The sequence below is a fragment of the Brevundimonas sp. genome (genome assembly GCF_013912005.1).
Taxonomy (GTDB): Bacteria; Pseudomonadota; Alphaproteobacteria; order Caulobacterales; family Caulobacteraceae; genus Brevundimonas.
This window is the reverse complement of the sequence record NZ_JACESB010000003.1, coordinates 24,360-44,167: the sequence shown is the minus strand read 5'-3', so window position 1 is coordinate 44,167 and position 19,808 is coordinate 24,360. Positions and strand designations below refer to the sequence as shown.

Here is a 19,808-nt window from a genome sequence, read left to right as displayed (position 1 = left end):
CCGAAGGACTCCGCCGATGCCGTCTACCGCCCCCGCCCCGAAGAAGGTGGTGCTCGCCTATTCCGGCGGCCTGGACACCTCGATCATCCTGAAGTGGCTGCAGACCGAGTACGGGGCGGAGGTGATCACCTTCACCGCCGACCTCGGCCAGGGCGAGGAGCTGGCGCCGGCCCGGGAGAAGGCGCTGAAGCTGGGCATCAAGCCGGAGAACATCTTCATCGACGACCTGCGCGAGGAGTTCGTGCGGGACTACGTCTTCCCGATGTTCCGGGCCAACACCGTCTATGAGGGCCAGTACCTGCTGGGCACCTCGATCGCCCGGCCGCTGATCGCCAAACGACAGATCGAGATCGCCCGCAGGGTCGGCGCCGACGCCGTCTGTCACGGGGCCACCGGCAAGGGCAACGACCAGGTCCGCTTCGAGCTCGGCTACTATGCGCTCGAGCCGGACATCCGGGTCATCGCGCCCTGGCGGGAGTGGGAGTTCCGCTCGCGGGAGGCCCTGCTGGACTTCGCCGAGAAGCACCAGATCCCGATCTCCAAGGACAAGCGCGGCGAGGCGCCGTTCAGCGTCGACGCCAACCTGCTGCATAGCTCGTCCGAGGGGAAGGTGCTGGAGGATCCCGCCGTCGAGGCGCCGGAGTTCGTGCACCAGCGCACCATCTCCCCCGAGGACGCCCCCGACTCGCCGACCATCGTCACCATCGGCTTCGAGAAGGGCGACGCCGTCTCCATCGACGGCGAGGCCCTGTCGCCCGCCGACCTGCTGACCCGCCTCAACCAGCTCGGCCACGACAACGGCATCGGCCGGCTGGACCTGGTCGAGAACCGCTTCGTCGGCATGAAGTCGCGCGGCGTCTACGAGACGCCGGGCGGGACCATCCTGCTGGCGGCGCACCGCGGCATCGAGTCGATCACCCTCGACCGAGGGGCCATGCACCTGAAGGACGAGCTGGCGGTGAAGTACGCCCAGCTGATCTACAACGGCTTCTGGTTCTCGCCCGAGCGGGAGATGCTGCAGGCGGCGATCGACCACAGCCAGCAGCGGGTGAACGGGACCGTGCGGCTCAAGCTGTACAAGGGCAATGCGACGGTGATCGGCCGCGAGAGCCCCGACAGCCTGTACGACCAGGAGCTGGTGACCTTCGAGGAGGGCGCCGTGGCCTACGACCACCGCGACGCCGAGGGCTTCATCAAGCTGAACGCCCTGCGCCTGCGCGTGCTCGGCAAGCGGGACGCCCGCGGGCGCGACTGACGACGGATTCCGCTCGCCCCGGAGGCCGCCCGGCGCCATGCTCCGGCGCGCGCCGCCGGCGCGGCTCCCTCTTCAGGAAATCCCGATGTCCCTTCGCCTCGTCCTCGCCGCCTCGGCCGCCCTCGCCCTCGCCTCCCCGGCTCTCGCCCAGGAAGCGCCGGCCGCCGATCCCGCCGCCGTCCAGGCCCCGACCACCGAAGCCGAGCTGGAGGCGCGCGCCGAGGTCTTCCAGGGCCGGATGGAGCAGATGAAGTCGGAGATGCAGGCCGCGGCGACCGCCGCCGGCGCCGACCGCGACCGGCTGTCGGCCGACCTCGACGCTGTCGCCGCCCGCTACCAGCCCGAGGTCGACGCCTTCGCCGAGGAGCTGAAGGCCTTCATCGCGTCGCAGATGGCCAGCATGCCGCCGGAAGCCCAGAGCCAGGCGGCCGCGGCCGGTCCGGTCATCGACGCCCAGATCCGCGCCATTCCGGTCCAGATCAAGGGGGAGGTCATGGGCGCCCAAGCCGGAGCCGCCGCCGGCGCGACCGCGGGCGAGTAACCGCCCTCGCCCCCGGGCGGCGGAGCCCCGCTCCGCCGCCTTACCGCGATTTCACTTGAGGTCGGACGGCGTCGGGCGGACCTTGCGGGCCTCGCCAAGGAGCCCCGCCATGATCAAGGCCCTGTCCCTCGCCGCCGCCCTCGCCGTCCTGCCGCTCTCGGCCGCCGCCGCCCAGGAACCGGACGCCGCCGCCGGGGCCGCCCCGGCCGAGGCGGCCATCGAAGCCGCCGCCAGCCGCTTCGAGGCCCGGATGGAGGAGTTCGGCGAGCGCGCCGAAGCCCTCGGCGCCGACACGTCCCTCACCGAAGAGCAGCGCGAGACCCGCATCGCCGCCCTGTGGGGCGAGTATGCCCCGGACGTGCAGGCCTTCACCGCGGTCGTGACGGAGCACGCCGCCGCCATCGCCGGACAGGCCCTGGCCGAGATCGACGTCGAGGCGATCGTCGCCGAGGCGATGTCCGAGGTCGACCTCTCCGGGGCCATGGCCGCCGGCGCCGGCATCGCGCAGAACGGCGCCTGGGCCTCCAATGACCCGGAGCACATGGCCACCTACGGCCTCGTGGCCGAATACGCCCTCGGCGGCGCCCTCGACGAGGTCGACGCCGCCATGACCGAGGCGAACGCGGAGATCGCCGCCGCCGCCGCGCCGGCCGCGCCCGCGCAACCGGCTCCGCCCGCCGACTGATCCGGCTTGACGGCGCCGGCGGCCGGCCCGAGAGGACCGGCCCATGCCCGCCCTGCCCGTCGACCCGCATCTCTACGCCACCTTCCTCGGCGTCATGGCCGTGATGGCGATCACGCCCGGGCCGGCCAACGTCTTTTCCGTGGCGAACGGGGTGCAGCGCGGCCGCGCCGGCGCCCTGGCCGGGGTGGCGGGAATGAACAGCGCCACCCTCGTCTGGTTCGCCGCCGCCGCCCTCGGCCTCGGCGCCCTGGTCGTCGCCTTTCCCGAGGCCTTCCGCCTCGTCTCGATCGCCGGCGCCCTGTATGTGGCCTGGCTGGGGCTGAAGGCCCTGCGGAGCGCCTTCGGGGAGGCGCCGGAGACGGCGCATGCGTCGATCCGCCTCGGCCGCAGCGCCTTCGTCGACGGCTTCATGGTGCAGATCGCCAACCCCAAGATCGTGCTGTTCTTTTCGGCCGTCCTGCCGCCGTTTCTCGATATGAACCGCCCGGCGGCGCCGCAGCTGGCCCTGTTCGCCCTGGCCACCATCGGCATGGACGTGCTCAGCATGTCCGCCTACGGCCTGGGCGGCGCGGCCCTCGCCCGCCGGATGACCGAGCCCCGGTTCCGGCGGGGTTTCGCGGTCCTGACGGGCCTCCTTCTGCTCGCCGCCGCCGCGCTTATAGTTTCACGTTTCTAAGGGGTTGCGACAACGGAACCCGCGCCGTTCATGGCGGGTTCATGCAGGATGGCGCCATATGACGCGACAAGGAGCCCGTCCATGAAACCTCGCTTCATCAAGTCCGCGGCCGTGCTGGTCTCGGCGGCGCTGGCGCTGTCCGCCTGCGCGACGGCCACGCCCTACGGGCCCGCCGGCGGCGGCAGCCGCTACGGCTATTCGGAACAGCGCATCGACGCCGACCGCTACCGCATCAGCTTCGCCGGTAATTCGGTGACCACCCGCGAACAGGTCGAGATGGGCCTGCTGCTGCGCGCCGCCGAACTCACCGTGCAGAGCGGCGCCGACTGGTTCGCCACCGTGAACCGCGCCACCGACCGCGACGTGCGCTACCAGGCCACGCCGGACCCGTTCTACTACGACCGGTACAGCCCGTTCTGGGGTCCTCGCTGGCGCTACTACCGCCGCGGCTACTGGAGCCCGTGGTATGACCCGTTCGGTCCGGACTTCGACGTGCGCGAGATCGATCGCTACGAGGCCACGGCCGAGATCGTCATGGGCCGCGGCCCCAAGCCGGCCGGCGACCCCAACGCCTTCGACGCCCGTGAGGTGATCAACAACCTCGGGCCGCGCGTGCCGCGGGCGATGTGAGCAGGTGCTGGGGGCTAGGTTCCAGGGGCTAGGGATCTGAGAATCCGGCGCTCCCTAGAACCTAATCCCTGGAACCTGGTCCCTTCCCTAGCCGATCCTCGGCGCGTTGAGCCGCCGTTTGTTGACGTGAGTCTCGGGGGCCTTGCCGAGGTCCTCGGGCACCTCGCCCTTGAAGTAGTAGCGCTGCCACGCCTCCTTGGCCGCCTCCGGATCGCCGGCGGCGAGGCGCTGGTTGAAGTCCGTCCGCGCGCGGTTCCACGCCTCGAACTGGCCGTGCATGTTGGGATTGGACTCCAGGGAGCGGATGACCGGCTGGAACGCCTCCACCTTGCGGTGCTCGATCAGCGTGATGAAGCAGAACGGCTCCCCGCGCTCGAACTTCACCCGCCCGGGCCGGGTGAAGATCCAGTTCATGGTGAAGGGGAAGGGCAGCCAGTCGGTCTCGATGAGCCCGGTCAGCGGCTGGATGCCGTCCTTGACGTGATTGGGCGAGCCGCCGGCCAGCAGGCCCCAGCCCGGCGGCGTCCGGAACAGGTACTGCGGATGCAGGGTCAGCACCCCGCGCGAGAAGTGCGAGGTGACGATGTGCTTGAGGTTCGGCGTCGGCCGCTCGGGCGTGATGACGATGTCGTCCTGACTCGGCCCGCCGTTCCATTCGGCCGTGAAGGTGATCGGGCACAGGATCTCCCAGCCCGTGGTGTTGGCCATGGTCAGCGGCAGGCAGCGGTAGGGGTGCCGGCTGGCGAAGGCGTCCATCCAGTTGCGCGACTGCCGCCCCGGCACGAGGTCCGGCGGCTGCGGCGTCATCGGATAGCATTCAAGCTCCACGGGCGATCTCCGGCAGGCTGGTCGCGACAGGTCTTCACCCCTAGCTTCGCCCGATGACCGAACACAAGCCGACGGCCGCTGCGGCCGTTCTCCCCGCGCCCGCATATGACCGCGACCGCCTGCTCGCCTGGATGGCGGAGAAGGACCTCCCGCACGTCACCCACGAGCACCCGGCCGTGTTCCGCGTCGAGGAGGGGCTGGAGCTCAAGGCCGCCATGCCCGGCGCCCACACGAAGAACCTGTTCCTCAAGGACAAGAAGGGGAAGCTCTGGCTGATCTCGGCCCGTCAGGACACGGCGATCGACCTGAAGCGGGCTGACAAATGGATCGGCTCCGCCCGCCTGAGCTTCGGCAACGAGACCCTGCTGTACGAGACCCTCGGCGTCCGCCCCGGCTCGGTCACCGCGCTGGGCCTCATCAACGACCCGGACCACCGGGTGACCTTCATCCTCGACAAGGCCCTGTGGGACGCGGAGATCGTCAACTTCCACCCGCTGACCAATACGGCGACGACGGCGCTGAGGCAGGCGGAGTTCCGGCGCTTCCTGCAGCTGCTGCGGCGGGAACCGGTGGTGGTGGACTTCGAAGGGCTCGCAGTGACCGGCGGAGGGGCCTGATCCTTCGGCGCGGCCGGTTCTATCCCGGCGCGGACAATGCTAGAGCCCGCCGCAACCCTCCCCGCCCCTGACATACGGACGCCGCCATGCCCGCCGCTCCCGACTTTCCTCCCGCGCCCGACCGCGTGGCGCCGAAGCGCGCGCTGATCTCGCTGTCGGACAAGACCGGTCTGGAGGAGGTCGCCCGCACCCTGCATGGGCTGGGCGTCGAGCTGGTCTCGACCGGCGGCACCCGCGCCGCCATCGCCGGCTTCGGCCTGCCGGTGAAGGACGTCGCCGACCTGACCGGCTTCCCCGAGATGATGGACGGCCGGGTCAAGACCCTGCACCCGGTGGTGCACGGCGGCCTGCTGGGCGTGCGCGACGCCCCGGCCCACGCCGAGGCCATGGCGGCGCACGGCATCGGCGGCGTCGATATCCTCTGGATCGACCTCTATCCGTTCGAGCAGACGGTGGCGTCCGGCGGCGGCTTCGAGGCGGCGATCGAGAACATCGACATCGGCGGCCCGGCCATGATCCGCTCGGGGTCCAAGAACCACGGCTACGTCGCCGTCGCCGTCGACGGCGAGTCCATCGGCCTGATCGTCGAGGCGCTGAAGGCCGACGGGGCCACGACCCTGGCGCTGCGCAAGCGGCTGGCCGCCCGCGCCTTCGCCCGCACCGCCGCCTATGACGCGGCCGTCTCCGGCTGGTTCGCCGGCCAGCTGGGCGACGCCGCCCCGGCCCGCAAGTCGATCAGCGGTTCGCTGGCCCAGACCCTGCGCTACGGCGAGAACCCGCACCAGACCGGCGCCTTCTACCGCACCGGCGAGTCCCGCCCCGGCGTCGCCAACGCCCGCCAGCTGCAGGGCAAGGAGCTGGGCTACAACAACATCGCCGACGCCGACGCGGCCTATGAGCTGGTCGCCGAGTTCGAGGCTCCGGCCTGCGTCATCGTCAAGCACGCCAACCCCTGCGGCGTGGCGGTCGGGAACGACCTCGAGGAGGCCTACGCCCGCGCCCTCGAATGCGACGCCGTCTCGGCCTTCGGCGGGGTGGTGGCGGTCAACCGCCCGCTGACCGGCGCCGACGCCCGCGCCATCACCGGCATCTTCACGGAGGTGGTGATCGCCCCCGGCGCCGACGCGGAGGCCCAGGCCGTCTTCGCGGCCAAGAAGAACCTGCGCCTGCTGCTTACCGACGGACTTCCCGACCCGCTGGCCGAGGGCGAGGTGTTCCGCTCGGTGGCCGGCGGCTTCCTCGTGCAGGGCCGCGACCGCTCGCGGATCACCGCGGCCGACCTGAAGATCGTCACCCGCCGCCAGCCGACCCCGACCGAAATCCAGGACATGCTATTCGCCTTCACCGTGGCCAAGCACGTCAAGTCCAACGCCATCGTCTATGCGAAGGACGGCCAGACCGCCGGCATCGGCGCCGGCCAGATGAACCGCCGCGACTCGGCCCGCATCGCCGCCATCCGCGCCCGCGAGGCCGGCGAGGCCAAGGGTCTGGCCCATTCGCTGGCCCAGGGCTCCGCCTGCGCGTCCGAGGCCTTCTTTCCCTTCGCCGACGGCCTGCTGGAAGCGGTCGCCGCCGGGGCCACGGCGGTGATCCAGCCCGGCGGCTCGATCCGCGACGACGAGGTCATCGCCGCCGCCGACGAACAGGGCGTCGCCATGGCCTTCACCGGCGTGCGGGTGTTCCGGCACTGAGGCGACGGGGTGAAGAGTGCTAGTGAGCCAGCAGCGAGGCCCTGCAAGGCCGCCTGAACCACCCTGCTCCCCCCTTCGCCCGCCAGCCCCTTTCACCCGATCCGGACGCGCCGATGGACACCCTCTCCCAGCGCTGGGCCCGCCTCGAGCCGCACACCACAGTGGTCGGCCCCGACGACGACCGGCCGCGCCCGGCGGTGATCCTGTTTCACGGCTGCGGCGGCCTGCGCGATCACCTGCCCCGGTATGCGGCGGCGGCGAAGGCGATCGGCTGGCGCGCCTTCATCGTGGACTCCTACGGCCCGCGCGGCTGGAGCCGGAGTTTCGCCATAGCCACGGTCTGCACCGGTCTGCTGCTGCGCGGCCACGAACGCGCGGGCGACGTGCTGGCGGCGCTGGACAGCGTGTCCCGGCGCCGGGACGTGGATTCCTCGAAGATCGCCCTGGCCGGCTGGAGCCACGGCGGCTGGGGCATCATGGAGGCGATGAGCTCCGAACGCCGGCCGGGCATGCTCGGCCTCGCCAACCCCGGAGACATCGCCCTCGACGGCGTGCTGGCGACCTACCTCGCCTACCCCTACGTCGGCGTCGCGGCGCTGAACCGCATGCGGCCGTGGCGGCACTGCCCGCGCACCCTGGCGGTGATCGCCCGCACCGACCACCTGACCACGGTGCGCAACGCCGAGCGGGTGTACGAGATGGTGCGCAACTGCGGCGCCGAGGTGGAGACCTGGATCGCCGACGGCACCCACAGCTTCGACGAGCCGATGACCGCCCCGCCGATGCGCTACCACCCGGAACTGGCCGGGGAGGCGGTGCGACGCTTCGCCGCCCTGCTGGAGGACGTCGCCGTCGCGCCTCAGGCCGCGACCGGCTCCACCGCCACCGGGGCCCGGATCGAGTTGGCGACGTAGCAGGCCTCGTGCGCCCGGTGGTGCAGGTCTTCCAGCGCCGCGGCGTCGGGCCGCGTCTCGCCCGAGAAGGCGACCGCCGGCCGCAGGGTCACCGCCGTGATCGACACCTTGCCGCGCTCGTCCTTGCCCAGCACCCCCACCGCCTCGTCGCGATAGCTGTCGACGACGAAGCCCGCCCGCGCCGCATAGGCGAGGAAAAACAGCATGTGGCAGCTCGAGACCGCCGCCACCAGCGCCTCCTCCGGGTCGACCGCGGCCGGGTCGGACAGCGGCGCCGGAACGCTGGACGGGGCGGACGAGCCGCGCACCACCGCCCCGCCGTCGAAGCGCCACTCGTGGGCGCGGTCGTAGCGGTTGTCGAGGAAGGGCTGGTCGCCGCGACGCCATTCGACGGTGGCGAGGTGTTCGCTCATGAGGATCTCCCTGACAGCGCCTCCACTGTTAAGCTCCGGGCCGGGGTCTGACCAGACCGCCCGGCTTGCCCCTGCGGCCGCGCCGCCGTATCCGGGAGCCATGGCCGCCCCCCTGATCTGCCCGTCCATCCTCGCCAGCGACTTCGCCCGCCTCGGCGAGGAGGTCCGCGCCCTGGAAACCGCCGGCGCCGACTGGATCCACGTCGACGTCATGGACGGCCACTTCGTGCCCAACCTGACCATGGGGCCGGACATCGTGAAGGCGATCCGGCCGCATTCGTCCCTGCCCTTCGACGTCCATCTGATGGTGGCGCCCGTCGATCCGTGGCTGGAGGCCTACCGTGACGCCGGCGCCGACATCCTCACCGTCCACCCCGAGAGCGGTCCGCACCTGCACCGCACCCTCGGCCGCATCCGCCAGCTCGGCGCGAAGGCCGGCGTGGTGCTGAACCCCGGCACGCCGCTGAACGTGCTCGAGGAGGTCGTCGACCTCGTCGACCTGGTCCTGCTGATGTCGGTCAACCCTGGCTTCGGCGGCCAGTCCTTCATCCCCTCCTCCCTGCGCAAGATCGAGCGCGCGCGCGCCCTGCTCGACGCCGCCGGGTCGAAGGCGCGCCTGCAGGTCGACGGCGGGGTGACCTCGGCCAACGCCGCCGCCTGCGTCGCCGCCGGGGCGGACGCCCTCGTCGCCGGCTCCTTCGTATTCAAGGGCGGCCCCGAGGCCTACGCCGCCAACATCCGGGCGCTGAAGGCGGCGTGAGCCCGCTCGGCCCCTTCGCCCGCACCGAAGGTTCGGCCCCGCCGCCGGGCGAGATCCCGGGCCTGCGCGGCGCGCCGATGCGGACGCCGGTGCGGTCGGCCGGCGCGGCCGCCGGGCCGTCCCTGTGGCCCGCCATCGCCGGCCGGCTGCTGACGCGCCAGCTGTGGATCGAGCTCTACGGCCTGCCGGGCTACGCCCAGACGCTGAGGAGCCGCCCGGCGCAGGGCTTCGCCTCCACCCCCCGCGACTTCCGCCCGGTCGACCCGGCCGCGGGCAAGGGCGTGCTGTCGGGCCGCTTCAGCCTCGCCGGCGCCGGCCTGGACGCGCCCGCGCCGGAGGATCCGTTCAACCGGCCCAGCCCGACCCGCGCCTTCGCCGTCGAGCTGCACGCCTTCAACTGGCTGCCCTCGCTGATGCAGCAGGGCGAGCGCGGCGCGCGCGAGGCGGTGCGGCTGACCCTGGCCTGGGCGCAGATCTTCACCCGCTGGTCGCCGTTCGCCTGGGATCCGGACATTCTCGCGCGCCGCGCCTTCAACCTGGCCTGCGCCGCCCGCCGCATGGGGCAGGTGGCCAGCGAGGCCGAACGGGTGCGGCTGGCCGACGTGGTGGGACGCCAGGGCCGGCAGCTGCTGAGGCCGCCCGGCGGGGTCGCCACGCTCGCCGAGCGGCTGACGGCCGCCGCCGTGGCCGGGTGCGCGGTCGCCGGATCGCCCGGCGCCGGCCTGCGACGCGCCGCCCTGCGCCGCCTGCCGCGGGCGCTGGAGCGCGCCGTCCTTGCGGACGGGAGCCACGCCAGCCGCAGCCCCGAGGCCGGACTGGAACTGCTCCTCGACCTGCTGACGCTGGAGGACGCGCTCGGCCAGGTGTCGGAGCCGGCGCCGGACGCGCTGCGCGCCGCGATCGGCCGCCTGCACCAGGTCCTGCGCCGGAACACCTTGCCGGACGGGCGGCTGGCGACCTTCCAGGGCGGCAGCCCCTCGACCGCGGCGCGCGTCGCCGCGGCCCTCGGCGACGCGGCCGAGGCGCCCGAGCCCGGCGGCTCCGGCGCCGTCGGCGGCCTCGTCCGCCTGCGCACGCCCCTCCTGACGGTGATCGCTGATGCGGCCCCGCCGGCGCGGGGGCCGTGGTCGCCCGCCGCCTGCGCCCAGCCGCTGGCGCTGGAGGTGCTGTGCGGCCGCGACCGGCTGATCACCGGCTGCGGCTGGACGCCGCGCGCCGCGGATCGGCAGGGCCTGCGTCTGCCGCCCGGTCACTCCACCCTGACCCTCGGCGAGGCGTCGACCGCGGAGCCGCTGGGCGGCTGGCGAGCCGGCCTGCTGGGGCCGCGCCTCGTGGGGCGGCCGCTCCACGTGGACGTCCAGCAGCGCGACGGCGAGGGCGCCGTCTGGCTGGAGATCGAGCACGACGGCTGGGTCCACGACTTCGGACTGCTGCACCAGCGCCGGCTGTACCTCGACCAGCGGCTGGACGAGTTGCGGGCGGAGGAGCGGCTGCACCCGGCGCCGGGGCAGAAGGACGTCGTGCGCCAGATCGCCGCGCCCTACGCCGTCCGCTTCCAGCTGGAGCCGGGCGTGCAGGCGTCGCTGGCGCGGGATCGCCGCTCCATCCTGCTGCGCGGCCACTCCGGCCGGGGCTGGTGGTTCCGGACCGACGGGCCGGACGTGGCCATCGAGCCGTCGGTGCACATCGACGACGGACTGACCCGCCGCTCGCTGCAGATCGTGGTGCGCGGCTCGGCCCGCACCGACGCCGAGACGCGGATCCGCTGGAAGCTGAGCCCCGCCGGCGCCGCCGGGGAACCGACCTGACCTTGAGCCGGCGCGTTCCCGGGACCATCTGAGCCGCTGCCGCGTTACGACTGACCGATGCAAGGACCGCCATGAGCTTCGCCGACCCGACCGCCCTGCCCGACGACCTGATCAAGGACGGCTCCGACGCCGGCTTCATGAAGGACGTCGTCGAGGCCTCGCGAACGCAGCCGGTGCTGGTCGACTTCTGGGCCGCCTGGTGCGGTCCGTGCCGCCAGCTGACCCCGGCCCTCGAGAAGGCGGTCCGCGCCGCCAGGGGGGCTGTGAAGCTGGTCAAGATCGACGTCGACAAGAACCCCGCCTACGCCGGCCAGCTGCGGGTGCAGTCGATCCCCACCGTCTACGCCTTCGTCAACGGCCAGCCGGTGGACGGCTTCCAAGGGGCGCTGCCGGAGAGCCAGCTCCAGGCCTTCATCGACAAGCTGACCGGCGGCGCGTCCGGGAACTCCGACGTCGAGCAGCTGCTCTCGCTGGGCGAGGAGTCGCTGTCGCTCAATGATCTCGGCGGCGCCGCCCAGGCCTTCGCCCAGGTGCTGACCCTCGAGCCCGGCAACGAAAAGGCCATCGCCGGCATGGCCCGCGTGTATCTCGCCGACGGCGACGCCGACCAGGCGCGGCAGACCATCGCCATGGCCCCCGCGGACTCGAAGGAGCCGGGGGTGCAGTCGGTGCGGGCCCAGCTGGCCCTCGCCTCGGCCGCGCCCGCCGGCGCGGACGCCGAGCTCGAGGCCCGGCTGGCGGCCGACCCGAACGACCATCAGGCGCGGTTCGACCTCGCCCAGGCCCGGGCCGCGGCCGGAGACCTGTCCGGGGCGGTGGACCAGCTGCTGAAGATCGTCGCCGCCGATCGCGAGTGGAACGAGCAGGCGGCGCGGAAGCAGCTGCTGACCATCTTCGAGGCGGCCGGACCCTCGTCCGAAGTGGCGCGCGACGGCCGTCGCCGCCTCTCCTCCCTGCTGTTCGCCTGAGGTGGCGCCGGTGGCTCAGGGATACGTCAGGGCCGCCGACCTGCCCCAGGTCATTCCGGTGTTTCCGCTGGCCGGCGTGCTGCTGCTGCCGCGCGGCCAGCTGCCGCTGAACATCTTCGAGCCGCGCTATCTCAACATGGTCGACGACGCCATGGCCGGCGAGCGCATCATCGGCATGATCCAGCCGACGGGCGGGCCGCGGCGGCTGCCGGCCCTGTCGCCGGTCGGCTGCGCCGGCCGCATCACCAGCTTCGCCGAGACCTCGGACGGCCGCTACCTGATCACCCTGACCGGCTGTTCCCGCTTCCGGGTGCAGGCCGAGCTGCCGGTGCAGACGCCCTACCGGCAGGTGCGGGCCCAGTTCGCTCCGTTCGAGGCGGACCTGACCGCGCCCGCGGCCGGCGAGGGCGGGCTGGAGCGCGAGTCCCTGCTCGACGCCCTGCGCGCCTTTCTCGAGAGCCGCGGACTGGACATCGACTGGGAGACGGCGGAGACGGCGCCGCCCGAGGCGCTGGTCAACAGCCTGGCCATGGCCCTGCCGTTCGACCCGCCGGAGAAGCAGGCCCTGCTGGAGGCGGTCGACCTCGACGCCCGCGCCTCGGTGCTCACCGCCCTGATGCGCATCGGCGCGGCGAGCGACGGCGAGGGCGAAACCGGCTCGATCCAGTAGACCGCCGGGGCGACCGCCGACGCGAAATCCGGCTATAATGCCGCCGCCGGCCCCTGCGGCCGGCCGCCTCCCGCGTATTTCCTGCCCCCTGGGTCCGATGTCCGACGCCTTCAACACCCCCGCCGCCGTCGATCCGCGCCTGCTCGAGGTGCTGGTCTGCCCGGTCACCCGCGGCCGGCTCAGCTACGACCGCGAACGCCAGGAGCTGGTGTCGGAGGGCGCGAAGCTGGCCTATCCGATCCGCGAGGGGGTGCCGATCATGCTGCCGGAAGAGGCCCGCAGGCTGGACTGAGGCTACAGGGCCTCGCCCCGCAGCAGCCGCGGCAGGTCGCCGGTCGCGCCGCCGGCCTCGTGCATGAAGGCGCGGCGCAGCGGGGCGATCCGGTTGACCGCCGCCATGCCGAGGTCCCGGGCCAGCCGCACCGGCGGCAGGTCGTTCGAGAACAGGCGCACGAAGCCGTCGAAGCCGGCCGCCAGGGTGGCGTTGTCGAAGCGGCGCCAGCGGGCGTAGCGCTCCAGCACCGTCTCCGCCCCGATGTCCTCGCCCAGCCGGACGGCCTCGACCAGCACCTCGGCGAGGGCGGCGGCGTCCTTGAGGCCGAGGTTGAGGCCCTGCCCCGCCACCGGGTGCACCCCGTGGGCCGCGTCGCCGACGAGGGCGATGCGCGGCGCGGTCAGCTTCTCCGCCAGCAGCAGCGACAGCGGATAGACGAAGCGCGGCCCCACCACCGTGACATCGTCCAGGAAGTCGCCGAAACGGCGCATCAGGTGGGCGTGGAAGGCGGCGTCGGAAGCCGCCTTCAGGGCCTCGGCCCGGCGGGTGGTCTCGGTCCACACCAGGCTGGCGCGGCGGTCCGTCAGCGGCAGGATGGCGAAGGGCCCGGCGGGGAGGAAGTATTCGTGGGCCACATTGCCGTGGTCCCGACCGAGGGACACGGTGGCGACGACGCCGCTCTGGCCGTAACCCCAGCCGAAGGTGTCGATGCCCGCGGCCTTGCGCACGGCCGAGCCGCGCCCCTCGGCCCCGACCACCAGCGGCGCCTCGAGCGCAGTCCCGTCCGAGAGCGTCACTCGCGCCCGGCCCGGCCCGGTCTCGACCCCCGTCACCGAGACCGGCGCGCGGACCTCGATCCCCGCCGCCTCCACCGCTTCCGCGAGGGCGAAGCGGATGCGGCGGTTCTCGACCATGTAGCCGAGCGGCTCGCCCGCGGTGCGGTCGGCGATCTCGTCGGCGTCGAACCGCAGGAAGGCGGCGGAGGCCGGCCGCGAGGCGGCGCCCGGCCGCCGGCCGTCGGTCACCAGGATGTGGTCCATCCGGCAGGCGTGGGGCCGCAGCCCCGCCCCGGCGCCCACCGCGTCGAGCAGCCGGAAGGTCGAGAAGGCGATGGCCGTGGAGCGGCCGTCGAAGGCGGGGGCCAGCTGGGCCTCGAACGGCTGCGGATCGACCATCACCACCCGCAGTCCGCCCTGGGCCGCCGCGAGGGCGAAGGTCGCGCCGACCAGTCCGGCCCCCGCGATGATGACGTCGTACGGTTCGCTGCTCATGCCGCGGTTGTCGCGCCGGCGGGCGGCGGCGTCCAGTGCGGCGCAAGCGCAGGGGGTGGGGTGTGAGGTCGCGGGCGCGTGGCGGCCCCGGGGGCTCCACGCGCGCCGCACCCCTCGGGGTAAATGCCCCCTTAACCCTGACGGGGCGACAACGGCGGCCGAGTCCCGCCCGCCCGGAGTCGCCGCCCGCCATGTCCGCCGCCCTCGTCCTCGGCCAGCGCGCCTGGCACGGCGCCCGCATCCTGTGGGACGCGCCCTTCGTGGTGCGCTTCCGCGGCGTGCTGCAGGCCCTGCTGGCGGCCCTGCTGCTGGTGGCCCTGCTGTCGTGGAACCCGGCCGACCCGAGCCTGAACGCCGCCTCGGCGGCCGCGCCGACCAACTGGCTGGGGGCCAATGGCGCGCTGTTCGCGGACCTGTTCATGCAGTCCCTCGGCCTCGCCGCCTGGCCGGCCGCCCTGCTGCTGGGGGCCTTCGGCCTGGCGCGGGCCGTCGGCGACGCCCTGCAGCAGCGCCTGAAGCCGACGCCGGTGAAGGCGCTCGCCGCCACCGGGGGCGTGCTCGCCCTCTCGACCGCCCTGTCGGCGCTGGCCCCGCCAGCCGCCTGGCCGCTGGCCGCCGGCCTCGGGGGCCTGTGGGGCGACGCCATCGTCGCCCTCGTCCGCATGGCCTGCGACGCCCTGCGCCTGGGCGGCGCGGCGATCATCGCCGGCGCGCTGTTCCTGCCGCTGGCCCTGTGGGGGCTCGGCTATGCGGTCGGCCTGCGCGCCAGCGACCTGTCGGACACCCTGGCGTGGAGCCGCAGCCGTCGACGGGCGCCGGCCCCGCCGCCCGCCGCCGCCCCGCCGCGTCGCCGGCGCCCGGCGCCCGAGCCGGAGCCGGTCGCCGACTATGCGCCGGTCAGCCTCGCGCCGGACGACGAACCCGCTCCGCCGTGGGACGATCCCACGCCGGCTCCCGCCCCGCGCCCGGCCCGCGCCGCGCCCGAGCCCAAGGTGGCCGCGGCCCGTCCGGCCAAGGCCTCGCGCCGCGAAGTGGACGACGCCCAGGCCGCCTTCGACTTCGCCCGCCCCGAAGGCGACTTCGACCTGCCGCCGCTGGGCATGCTGTCCAAGCCGGGCAAGCGGGTCGCCGCCGTCGACGAGGAGGCGCTGAAGCAGAACGCCAAGATGCTGGAGGGCGTGCTGCAGGAGTTCGGCGTGCGCGGGGTGATCGACCAGATCCGCCCGGGCCCCGTGGTCACCCTGTACGAGCTGGTGCCGGCGCCGGGGGTCAAGCACGGCCGGGTCGTGGCCCTGTCGGACGACATCGCCCGCTCGATGTCGGCGCGCGCCTGCCGCATCAGCGTCGTCCAGGGCCGCAACGCCATCGGCATCGAACTGCCCAACGCCAAGCGCGAGACGGTCTACCTGCGCGACCTGCTGGCCTCGACCGAGTACGACAAGCCCTCGCACCTGCTGCCGCTGGCGCTGGGCGAGACCATCGGCGGCGAGCCCTACGTCGCCGACCTGGCGCGCATGCCCCACCTGCTGATCGCCGGCACCACCGGCTCGGGCAAGTCGGTGGGGGTCAACGCCATGATCCTGTCGATCCTGTACAAGCTGACGCCTGAGCAGTGCCGCTTCATCATGATCGACCCCAAGATGCTGGAGCTGTCGGTCTATGACGGCATCCCGCACCTGCTGGCGCCGGTGGTCACCGACCCCAAGAAGGCGGTCGTCGCCCTGAAGTGGACCGTGCGCGAGATGGAGGACCGCTACCGGCGGATGTCCAAGCTCGGCGTGCGCAACATCGCCAGCTACAACGACCGGGCCCGCGAGGCCCAGGCCAAGGGCGAGCACTTCGAGCGCACGGTGCAGACCGGCTTCGACGAGCAGGGCCGGCCGGTCTACGAGAGCGAGAAGATCCGCCCCGAGCCCATGCCCTACCTGGTCGTGGTCATGGACGAGATGGCCGACCTGATGCTGGTCGCCGGCAAGGACGTGGAGGGCGCGGTGCAGCGCCTCGCCCAGATGGCGCGCGCCGCCGGCATCCACCTGATCATGGCCACCCAGCGCCCCTCGGTGGACGTCATCACCGGCACCATCAAGGCCAACTTCCCAACCCGGATCAGCTTCCAGGTCACCTCCAAGATCGACAGCCGCACCATCCTCGGCGAGCAGGGCGGCGAGCAGCTGCTGGGCCAGGGCGACATGCTCTACATGGCCGGCGGCGGGCGGATCACCCGCCTGCACGGGCCGTTCGTCGACGACAAGGAGGTCGAGGCCGTCTGCAACCACCTGAAGGCCCAGGCCGAGCCCGACTACCTCGACCTGATCACCGACGACCCCGACGGCGACGGCGACAACGCCTTCGGCGACGACGAGGGCGGCGGTTCGGGCGACGACCTCTACGACCGGGCGGTGGCCGTGGTCACCCGCGACCGCAAGGCCTCGACCAGCTACATCCAGCGCCGGCTGCAGATCGGCTACAACCGCGCCGCCTCGCTGATCGAGCGGATGGAGCAGGAGGGCGTGGTCAGTCCCGCCAACCACGCCGGCAAGCGCGACATCCTCGCCGGCCCGCCGCCGATGGTCTGAGGCGCGAGGCAACGGAGCGGCCCCGGCCGCGTTCGTTCAGGCCGCCGGCCGCGGAGCCCGATGAACAGGGCTTCATCGCGGCGCCGGAATATGGTCAGGCTCGGGTCATCGCCCTGCCCGACCGCTCCGGCAAGACGGCCTGATCGACAACCATCCCGAACGGGAGAGAAGCCATGACCGTCTCGCGCCGCGCCTTCGCCCTCGGCTCCGCCGCCCTCGCCGCGGTGGCCGCCCTGCCGGCCTCGGCCCAGTCGAACCTGTCCGCCGAGGATCGCGCCGTCCTCCAGCGCGCCCAGACCTATCTGCAGAACCTGACCTCGGCCGAGGGGACGTTCGTCGAAACCTCGGGTCCGCAGCGCCGCGAGGGCCGCTTCTGGCTGCAGCGCCCGGGCAAGATGCGCTTCGAGTACACCAGTCCGGCGGGCCTGCTGGTGGTGTCGGACGGCTCCAACGTGAAGCGCTACGACCCCCGCCTCGAGGTCTTCCGCCAGGTGCCGCTCAGCCAGACGCCGCTGTCGACCTTCCTCGCCCGCAACGTGCGCCTGGACCAGGGGGTGCGCATCGACCGCATCACCCGCATGCAGTCCGGCGCCTTCGCCATCGTGGCCCGGGACTCGCGGCGGCCCGACGACGGCCAGGTGATCCTGTCCTTCGCCGGCGACCCGATGCGGCTGCACGAATGGACCATCGTCGACGCCCAGGGCGGCCGCACCCGCACCCAGCTGACCTCGCTCCGCCCGGCCTCCGGCCTGTCGGCCAGCCTGTTCCAGCTGCGCGACCCGACCCGCCGGCCCCGCCGCAACTAGGCCCCCGGCCGACGTTTGACTTTTTTTCAGATGAGTGGCACTTTCGCCACAGATCGGCGGGAGCCGGTCTGACCCGCTTCGGAGATCATCCCCTTCCGGTGGCGAGAGAGACGAACCTTCAGCGCCCGGTCCCCCGACCGGGCGCTTTTTTGCGCCGGCGGCCCCCCGCCTGCTAGAGGCCGCCCATGCTTCGCATCGCCACCTGGAACATCAATTCGGTCCGCCTGCGCGTCGACCAGGTCGCCCGCTTCGTGGCCGAGGCCGCGCCGGACGTGCTGTGCCTGCAGGAGATCAAGTGCACGGCCGACCAGTTTCCCCGGGCCGAGTTCGAGGCGATGGGCCTGCCCCACCTGCGCGTCGGCGGGCAGAAGGGCTGGCACGGCGTGGCCATCGCCAGCCGGCGGCCGCTTGCGGACGGGCCCGCCCTGGACGTCTGCCGCGAGGGACACGCCCGCTGCGTCTCGGCCGTGGTCGAGGGCGTCGAGATCCAGAATTTCTACATCCCGGCCGGGGGAGACACCCCGGACCGGACGCTGAACCCGAAGTTCGACCACAAGCTCGACTTCTACGAACGGCTGACCGCCGAGATGGCGACCCGTGACCGCCAGCGGCCGCTGGTGCTGGCCGGCGACTTCAACATCGCGCCGGGCGAGAACGACGTCTGGAACCACCGCTACATGTCGAAGATCGTCAGCCACACGCCGGTGGAGGTGGAGACCCTGCGCCGGCTGCAGGCCGCCGGCGGCTTCGCCGACGTGGTGCGCGCGCAGATCCCGGAGCCGGCCAAGCTGGCCAGCTGGTGGAGCTACCGCGCCGCCGACTTCCGCAAGTCGAACCGCGGCCTGCGCCTCGACCACCTGTGGACCTCGCCCGGCCTGACGCCGGCGGTGCTCGCCGGCACGGCCCGCATCCACGACGACGTCCGGGCGTGGGAGCGGCCCAGCGACCACGCGCCCGTGACCATGGATCTGGACGTCTAGAACGGGAAGAAGATCGGGATGGCCACCATGGCCGCCGCCCAGGTGACGAGATTCAGCGGCACGCCGACGCGGACGAAGTCCAGGTAGCTGTAGCCGGCCATGTTGTAGACGAGGACGTTGGTCTGGTAGCCGAACGGCGTCGCGAAGGCCGCCGAGGCGGCCATCATAACCCCGACCAGGAAAGGCCGCGGATCGACGCCGAAGCTCTCGGCCAGGGCGACGGCGATCGGGGTGATCAGCACCGCCACCGTGGCGTTGGACAGCAGTTCGGTGGCGAACAGGGTCACGCCGTACAGGATGATCAGCGCGGTGAGCGGGCCGAGCGGCCGGATCACCTCGATCAGGGCGTCGGCGCCGATCTGGGCCAGGCCGGTGACCTCGATGGCGATGCCGATCACCACCATGCCGGCGATGAGCAGCAGGATGTCGGGCCGCAGGCCGGCGTAGGCCTGGTCCGCGGTGAGGATGCGCAGCAGGATCAGGGCCACCGCCCCGGCGAAGGCCGAGGCCGCGATCGGCGCGAGGCCGAGGCCCGCGGCGGCGACCACGGCCACGAAGATTCCCAGGGCCGCCAGCGCCGGCTTCAGCTGGAAGGGCCGGTCGGCGGCGCCGAACAGCTTGACGTCGCCGAGGTGGGCGTCGCCCGAGCCGTCCTCGTTCGAGCGGGCCTCGCCGAGCCGCGGCAGCCGGAAGGGCAGGATCTGGCGGCGGGCCTCGCGCGCCGCCTTGGCCTCCGCCTCCGCCTTCAGCCGGCGCGCCTCGGCCTCATCCGCCGCGACGCTGCGTCCCAGCTGACGGGCGCCGACCACGTACAGCCACAGGGCCCCCGCCGCGGCGATCACGAGGCCGACGGGGGTGATCTCGAAGATGCCGAAGACCGGCTGGCCGGCGTTGCGGGCCATGTCGTTGACCAGCAGGTTGGTCGAGGTGCCGATCAGGGTCAGGAGACCGCCGAGCACGGAGATATGGCTGAGCGGCATCAGGAAGCGCTTGGGCGACAGGTCCAGCGACTTGGCCACGTCCCGCACCACCGGGGCGGCCAGCACCACCACCGGCGTATTGTTGAGGAAGCCGCCCAGCAGGCCGCACATGCCGATCACCAGCCACAGCCCCCGCGCGCCGAGCCGGCCGCACAGCCGGGTGGCCTGGCGGATCATCAGGCCGAGGAGGCCGGTGAGCTCGATGGCGTAGGCGATCACGAACAGGCCGGCCAGCGCGATGATGGCCGGGCTGGCGAACGCCGCCTGCACCTCGACCGGACGCACCACGCCCATCAGCAGCAGGGCCGCTGCGCCGCACAGGGCGGTGACGTCGGCGCGGGCCCGCCCGTGGATCAGCACGCCGACCACGGCGACGAGCACGACCAGCGCGGCGATCTGATCGAAAGTCATCAACGGTGCAGACCCTCCCCCGCCGCTCCGGTCAACCCATTTCAGTCGCCGACG

The 19,808-nt window shown here is 72.9% G+C and carries 20 protein-coding genes; 16 read left to right on the top strand and 4 right to left on the bottom strand.

All coding sequences use genetic code 11. The features are described 5' to 3' along the window. Positions 1 to 16: 16 nt before the first annotated feature. The 5 genes from H2038_RS03340 (at position 17) to H2038_RS03320 (ending at position 3,787) form a co-directional block, all read left to right on the top strand. Positions 17 to 1,255 carry an argininosuccinate synthase gene (locus H2038_RS03340; RefSeq protein ID WP_292109170.1) on the top strand — a complete coding sequence of 413 codons (1,239 nt, stop codon included), beginning with the start codon at positions 17 to 19 and terminating at the stop codon, positions 1,253 to 1,255. A gap of 85 nt (positions 1,256 to 1,340) precedes the next feature. Continuing rightward, positions 1,341 to 1,796, top strand: a complete 456-nt coding sequence (locus H2038_RS03335; RefSeq protein ID WP_292109168.1) for a translation initiation factor IF-2 — start codon at positions 1,341 to 1,343, stop codon at positions 1,794 to 1,796. A 109-nt stretch (positions 1,797 to 1,905) separates the two neighbouring features. Continuing rightward, positions 1,906 to 2,481, top strand: a complete 576-nt coding sequence (locus tag H2038_RS03330; RefSeq protein ID WP_292109167.1) for a hypothetical protein — start codon at positions 1,906 to 1,908, stop codon at positions 2,479 to 2,481. Positions 2,482 to 2,524: 43 nt separating this feature from the next. Continuing rightward, the gene (locus H2038_RS03325; RefSeq protein WP_292109165.1) at positions 2,525 to 3,157 is read left to right on the top strand and encodes a LysE family translocator; all 633 of its coding nucleotides are present in this window, start codon (positions 2,525 to 2,527) and stop codon (positions 3,155 to 3,157) included. Positions 3,158 to 3,238: 81 nt separating this feature from the next. After that, positions 3,239 to 3,787: a hypothetical protein gene (locus H2038_RS03320; protein ID WP_292109164.1), complete on the top strand. Its 549-nt coding sequence runs from the start codon at positions 3,239 to 3,241 to the stop codon at positions 3,785 to 3,787. A gap of 87 nt (positions 3,788 to 3,874) precedes the next feature. Here H2038_RS03320 and H2038_RS03315 read toward each other — a convergent pair whose 3' ends face one another. Beyond that, positions 3,875 to 4,615: a DUF6065 family protein gene (locus H2038_RS03315; RefSeq protein ID WP_292109163.1), complete on the bottom strand. Its 741-nt coding sequence runs from the start codon at positions 4,613 to 4,615 to the stop codon at positions 3,875 to 3,877. A 131-nt stretch (positions 4,616 to 4,746) separates the two neighbouring features. Here H2038_RS03315 and H2038_RS03310 point away from each other — a divergent pair, with 131 nt between their 5' ends. The 3 genes from H2038_RS03310 (at position 4,747) to H2038_RS03300 (ending at position 7,837) form a co-directional block, all read left to right on the top strand. Continuing rightward, complete coding sequence (locus H2038_RS03310) at positions 4,747 to 5,232, top strand: prolyl-tRNA synthetase associated domain-containing protein (protein ID WP_292109464.1); 486 nt, start codon at positions 4,747 to 4,749, stop codon at positions 5,230 to 5,232. Positions 5,233 to 5,318: 86 nt separating this feature from the next. Beyond that, positions 5,319 to 6,923 (top strand): bifunctional phosphoribosylaminoimidazolecarboxamide formyltransferase/IMP cyclohydrolase, encoded by a 1,605-nt coding sequence (gene purH, locus H2038_RS03305; RefSeq protein ID WP_292109162.1) that lies wholly within the window; start codon positions 5,319 to 5,321, stop codon positions 6,921 to 6,923. Positions 6,924 to 7,036: 113 nt separating this feature from the next. Continuing rightward, entirely contained in the window at positions 7,037 to 7,837 is an 801-nt protein-coding gene (locus tag H2038_RS03300; protein WP_292109161.1) for a dienelactone hydrolase family protein, read from the top strand. On the opposite strand, the gene H2038_RS03295 is transcribed toward H2038_RS03300, so the two are convergent. Continuing rightward, positions 7,783 to 8,250 (bottom strand): OsmC family protein, encoded by a 468-nt coding sequence (locus H2038_RS03295; protein ID WP_292109160.1) that lies wholly within the window; start codon positions 8,248 to 8,250, stop codon positions 7,783 to 7,785. The two genes, H2038_RS03300 and H2038_RS03295, sit on opposite strands and share 55 nt — an antisense overlap. Before the next feature lie 100 nt (positions 8,251 to 8,350). Here H2038_RS03295 and rpe point away from each other — a divergent pair, with 100 nt between their 5' ends. The 5 genes from rpe to H2038_RS03270 all read left to right on the top strand — a co-directional run bounded on the left by rpe (position 8,351) and on the right by H2038_RS03270 (position 12,748). Continuing rightward, positions 8,351 to 9,010 carry a ribulose-phosphate 3-epimerase gene (rpe, locus tag H2038_RS03290; protein WP_292109159.1) on the top strand — a complete coding sequence of 220 codons (660 nt, stop codon included), beginning with the start codon at positions 8,351 to 8,353 and terminating at the stop codon, positions 9,008 to 9,010. Beyond that, positions 9,007 to 10,818, top strand: coding sequence for a heparinase II/III family protein (locus tag H2038_RS03285; protein ID WP_292109157.1), 1,812 nt, complete (start codon positions 9,007 to 9,009; stop codon positions 10,816 to 10,818). The genes rpe and H2038_RS03285 overlap by 4 nt, the downstream gene beginning before the upstream one ends. 71 nt (positions 10,819 to 10,889) lie before the next feature. Continuing rightward, positions 10,890 to 11,786: a thioredoxin gene (gene trxA, locus H2038_RS03280; protein ID WP_292109155.1), complete on the top strand. Its 897-nt coding sequence runs from the start codon at positions 10,890 to 10,892 to the stop codon at positions 11,784 to 11,786. Positions 11,787 to 11,796: 10 nt separating this feature from the next. Then, positions 11,797 to 12,456: an LON peptidase substrate-binding domain-containing protein gene (locus H2038_RS03275; RefSeq protein ID WP_292109153.1), complete on the top strand. Its 660-nt coding sequence runs from the start codon at positions 11,797 to 11,799 to the stop codon at positions 12,454 to 12,456. A gap of 97 nt (positions 12,457 to 12,553) precedes the next feature. Then, positions 12,554 to 12,748: a Trm112 family protein gene (locus H2038_RS03270; RefSeq protein WP_292109151.1), complete on the top strand. Its 195-nt coding sequence runs from the start codon at positions 12,554 to 12,556 to the stop codon at positions 12,746 to 12,748. A gap of 2 nt (positions 12,749 to 12,750) precedes the next feature. On the opposite strand, the gene H2038_RS03265 is transcribed toward H2038_RS03270, so the two are convergent. Further along, on the bottom strand, positions 12,751 to 14,001 hold the full coding sequence (locus H2038_RS03265) for a UbiH/UbiF/VisC/COQ6 family ubiquinone biosynthesis hydroxylase (protein WP_292109149.1): 1,251 nt from the start codon (positions 13,999 to 14,001) through the stop codon (positions 12,751 to 12,753). A gap of 191 nt (positions 14,002 to 14,192) precedes the next feature. Here H2038_RS03265 and H2038_RS03260 point away from each other — a divergent pair, with 191 nt between their 5' ends. The 3 genes from H2038_RS03260 to H2038_RS03250 all read left to right on the top strand — a co-directional run bounded on the left by H2038_RS03260 (position 14,193) and on the right by H2038_RS03250 (position 18,363). After that, on the top strand, positions 14,193 to 16,577 hold the full coding sequence (locus H2038_RS03260; protein WP_292109148.1) for a DNA translocase FtsK: 2,385 nt from the start codon (positions 14,193 to 14,195) through the stop codon (positions 16,575 to 16,577). 173 nt (positions 16,578 to 16,750) lie between these two features. Then, complete coding sequence (locus tag H2038_RS03255; protein WP_292109147.1) at positions 16,751 to 17,383, top strand: outer membrane lipoprotein carrier protein LolA; 633 nt, start codon at positions 16,751 to 16,753, stop codon at positions 17,381 to 17,383. A gap of 185 nt (positions 17,384 to 17,568) precedes the next feature. After that, positions 17,569 to 18,363, top strand: a complete 795-nt coding sequence (locus H2038_RS03250; RefSeq protein WP_292109145.1) for an exodeoxyribonuclease III — start codon at positions 17,569 to 17,571, stop codon at positions 18,361 to 18,363. On the opposite strand, the gene H2038_RS03245 is transcribed toward H2038_RS03250, so the two are convergent. After that, positions 18,360 to 19,754, bottom strand: coding sequence for an SLC13 family permease (locus tag H2038_RS03245; protein ID WP_292109143.1), 1,395 nt, complete (start codon positions 19,752 to 19,754; stop codon positions 18,360 to 18,362). The two genes, H2038_RS03250 and H2038_RS03245, sit on opposite strands and share 4 nt — an antisense overlap. Positions 19,755 to 19,808: the final 54 nt, after the last annotated feature.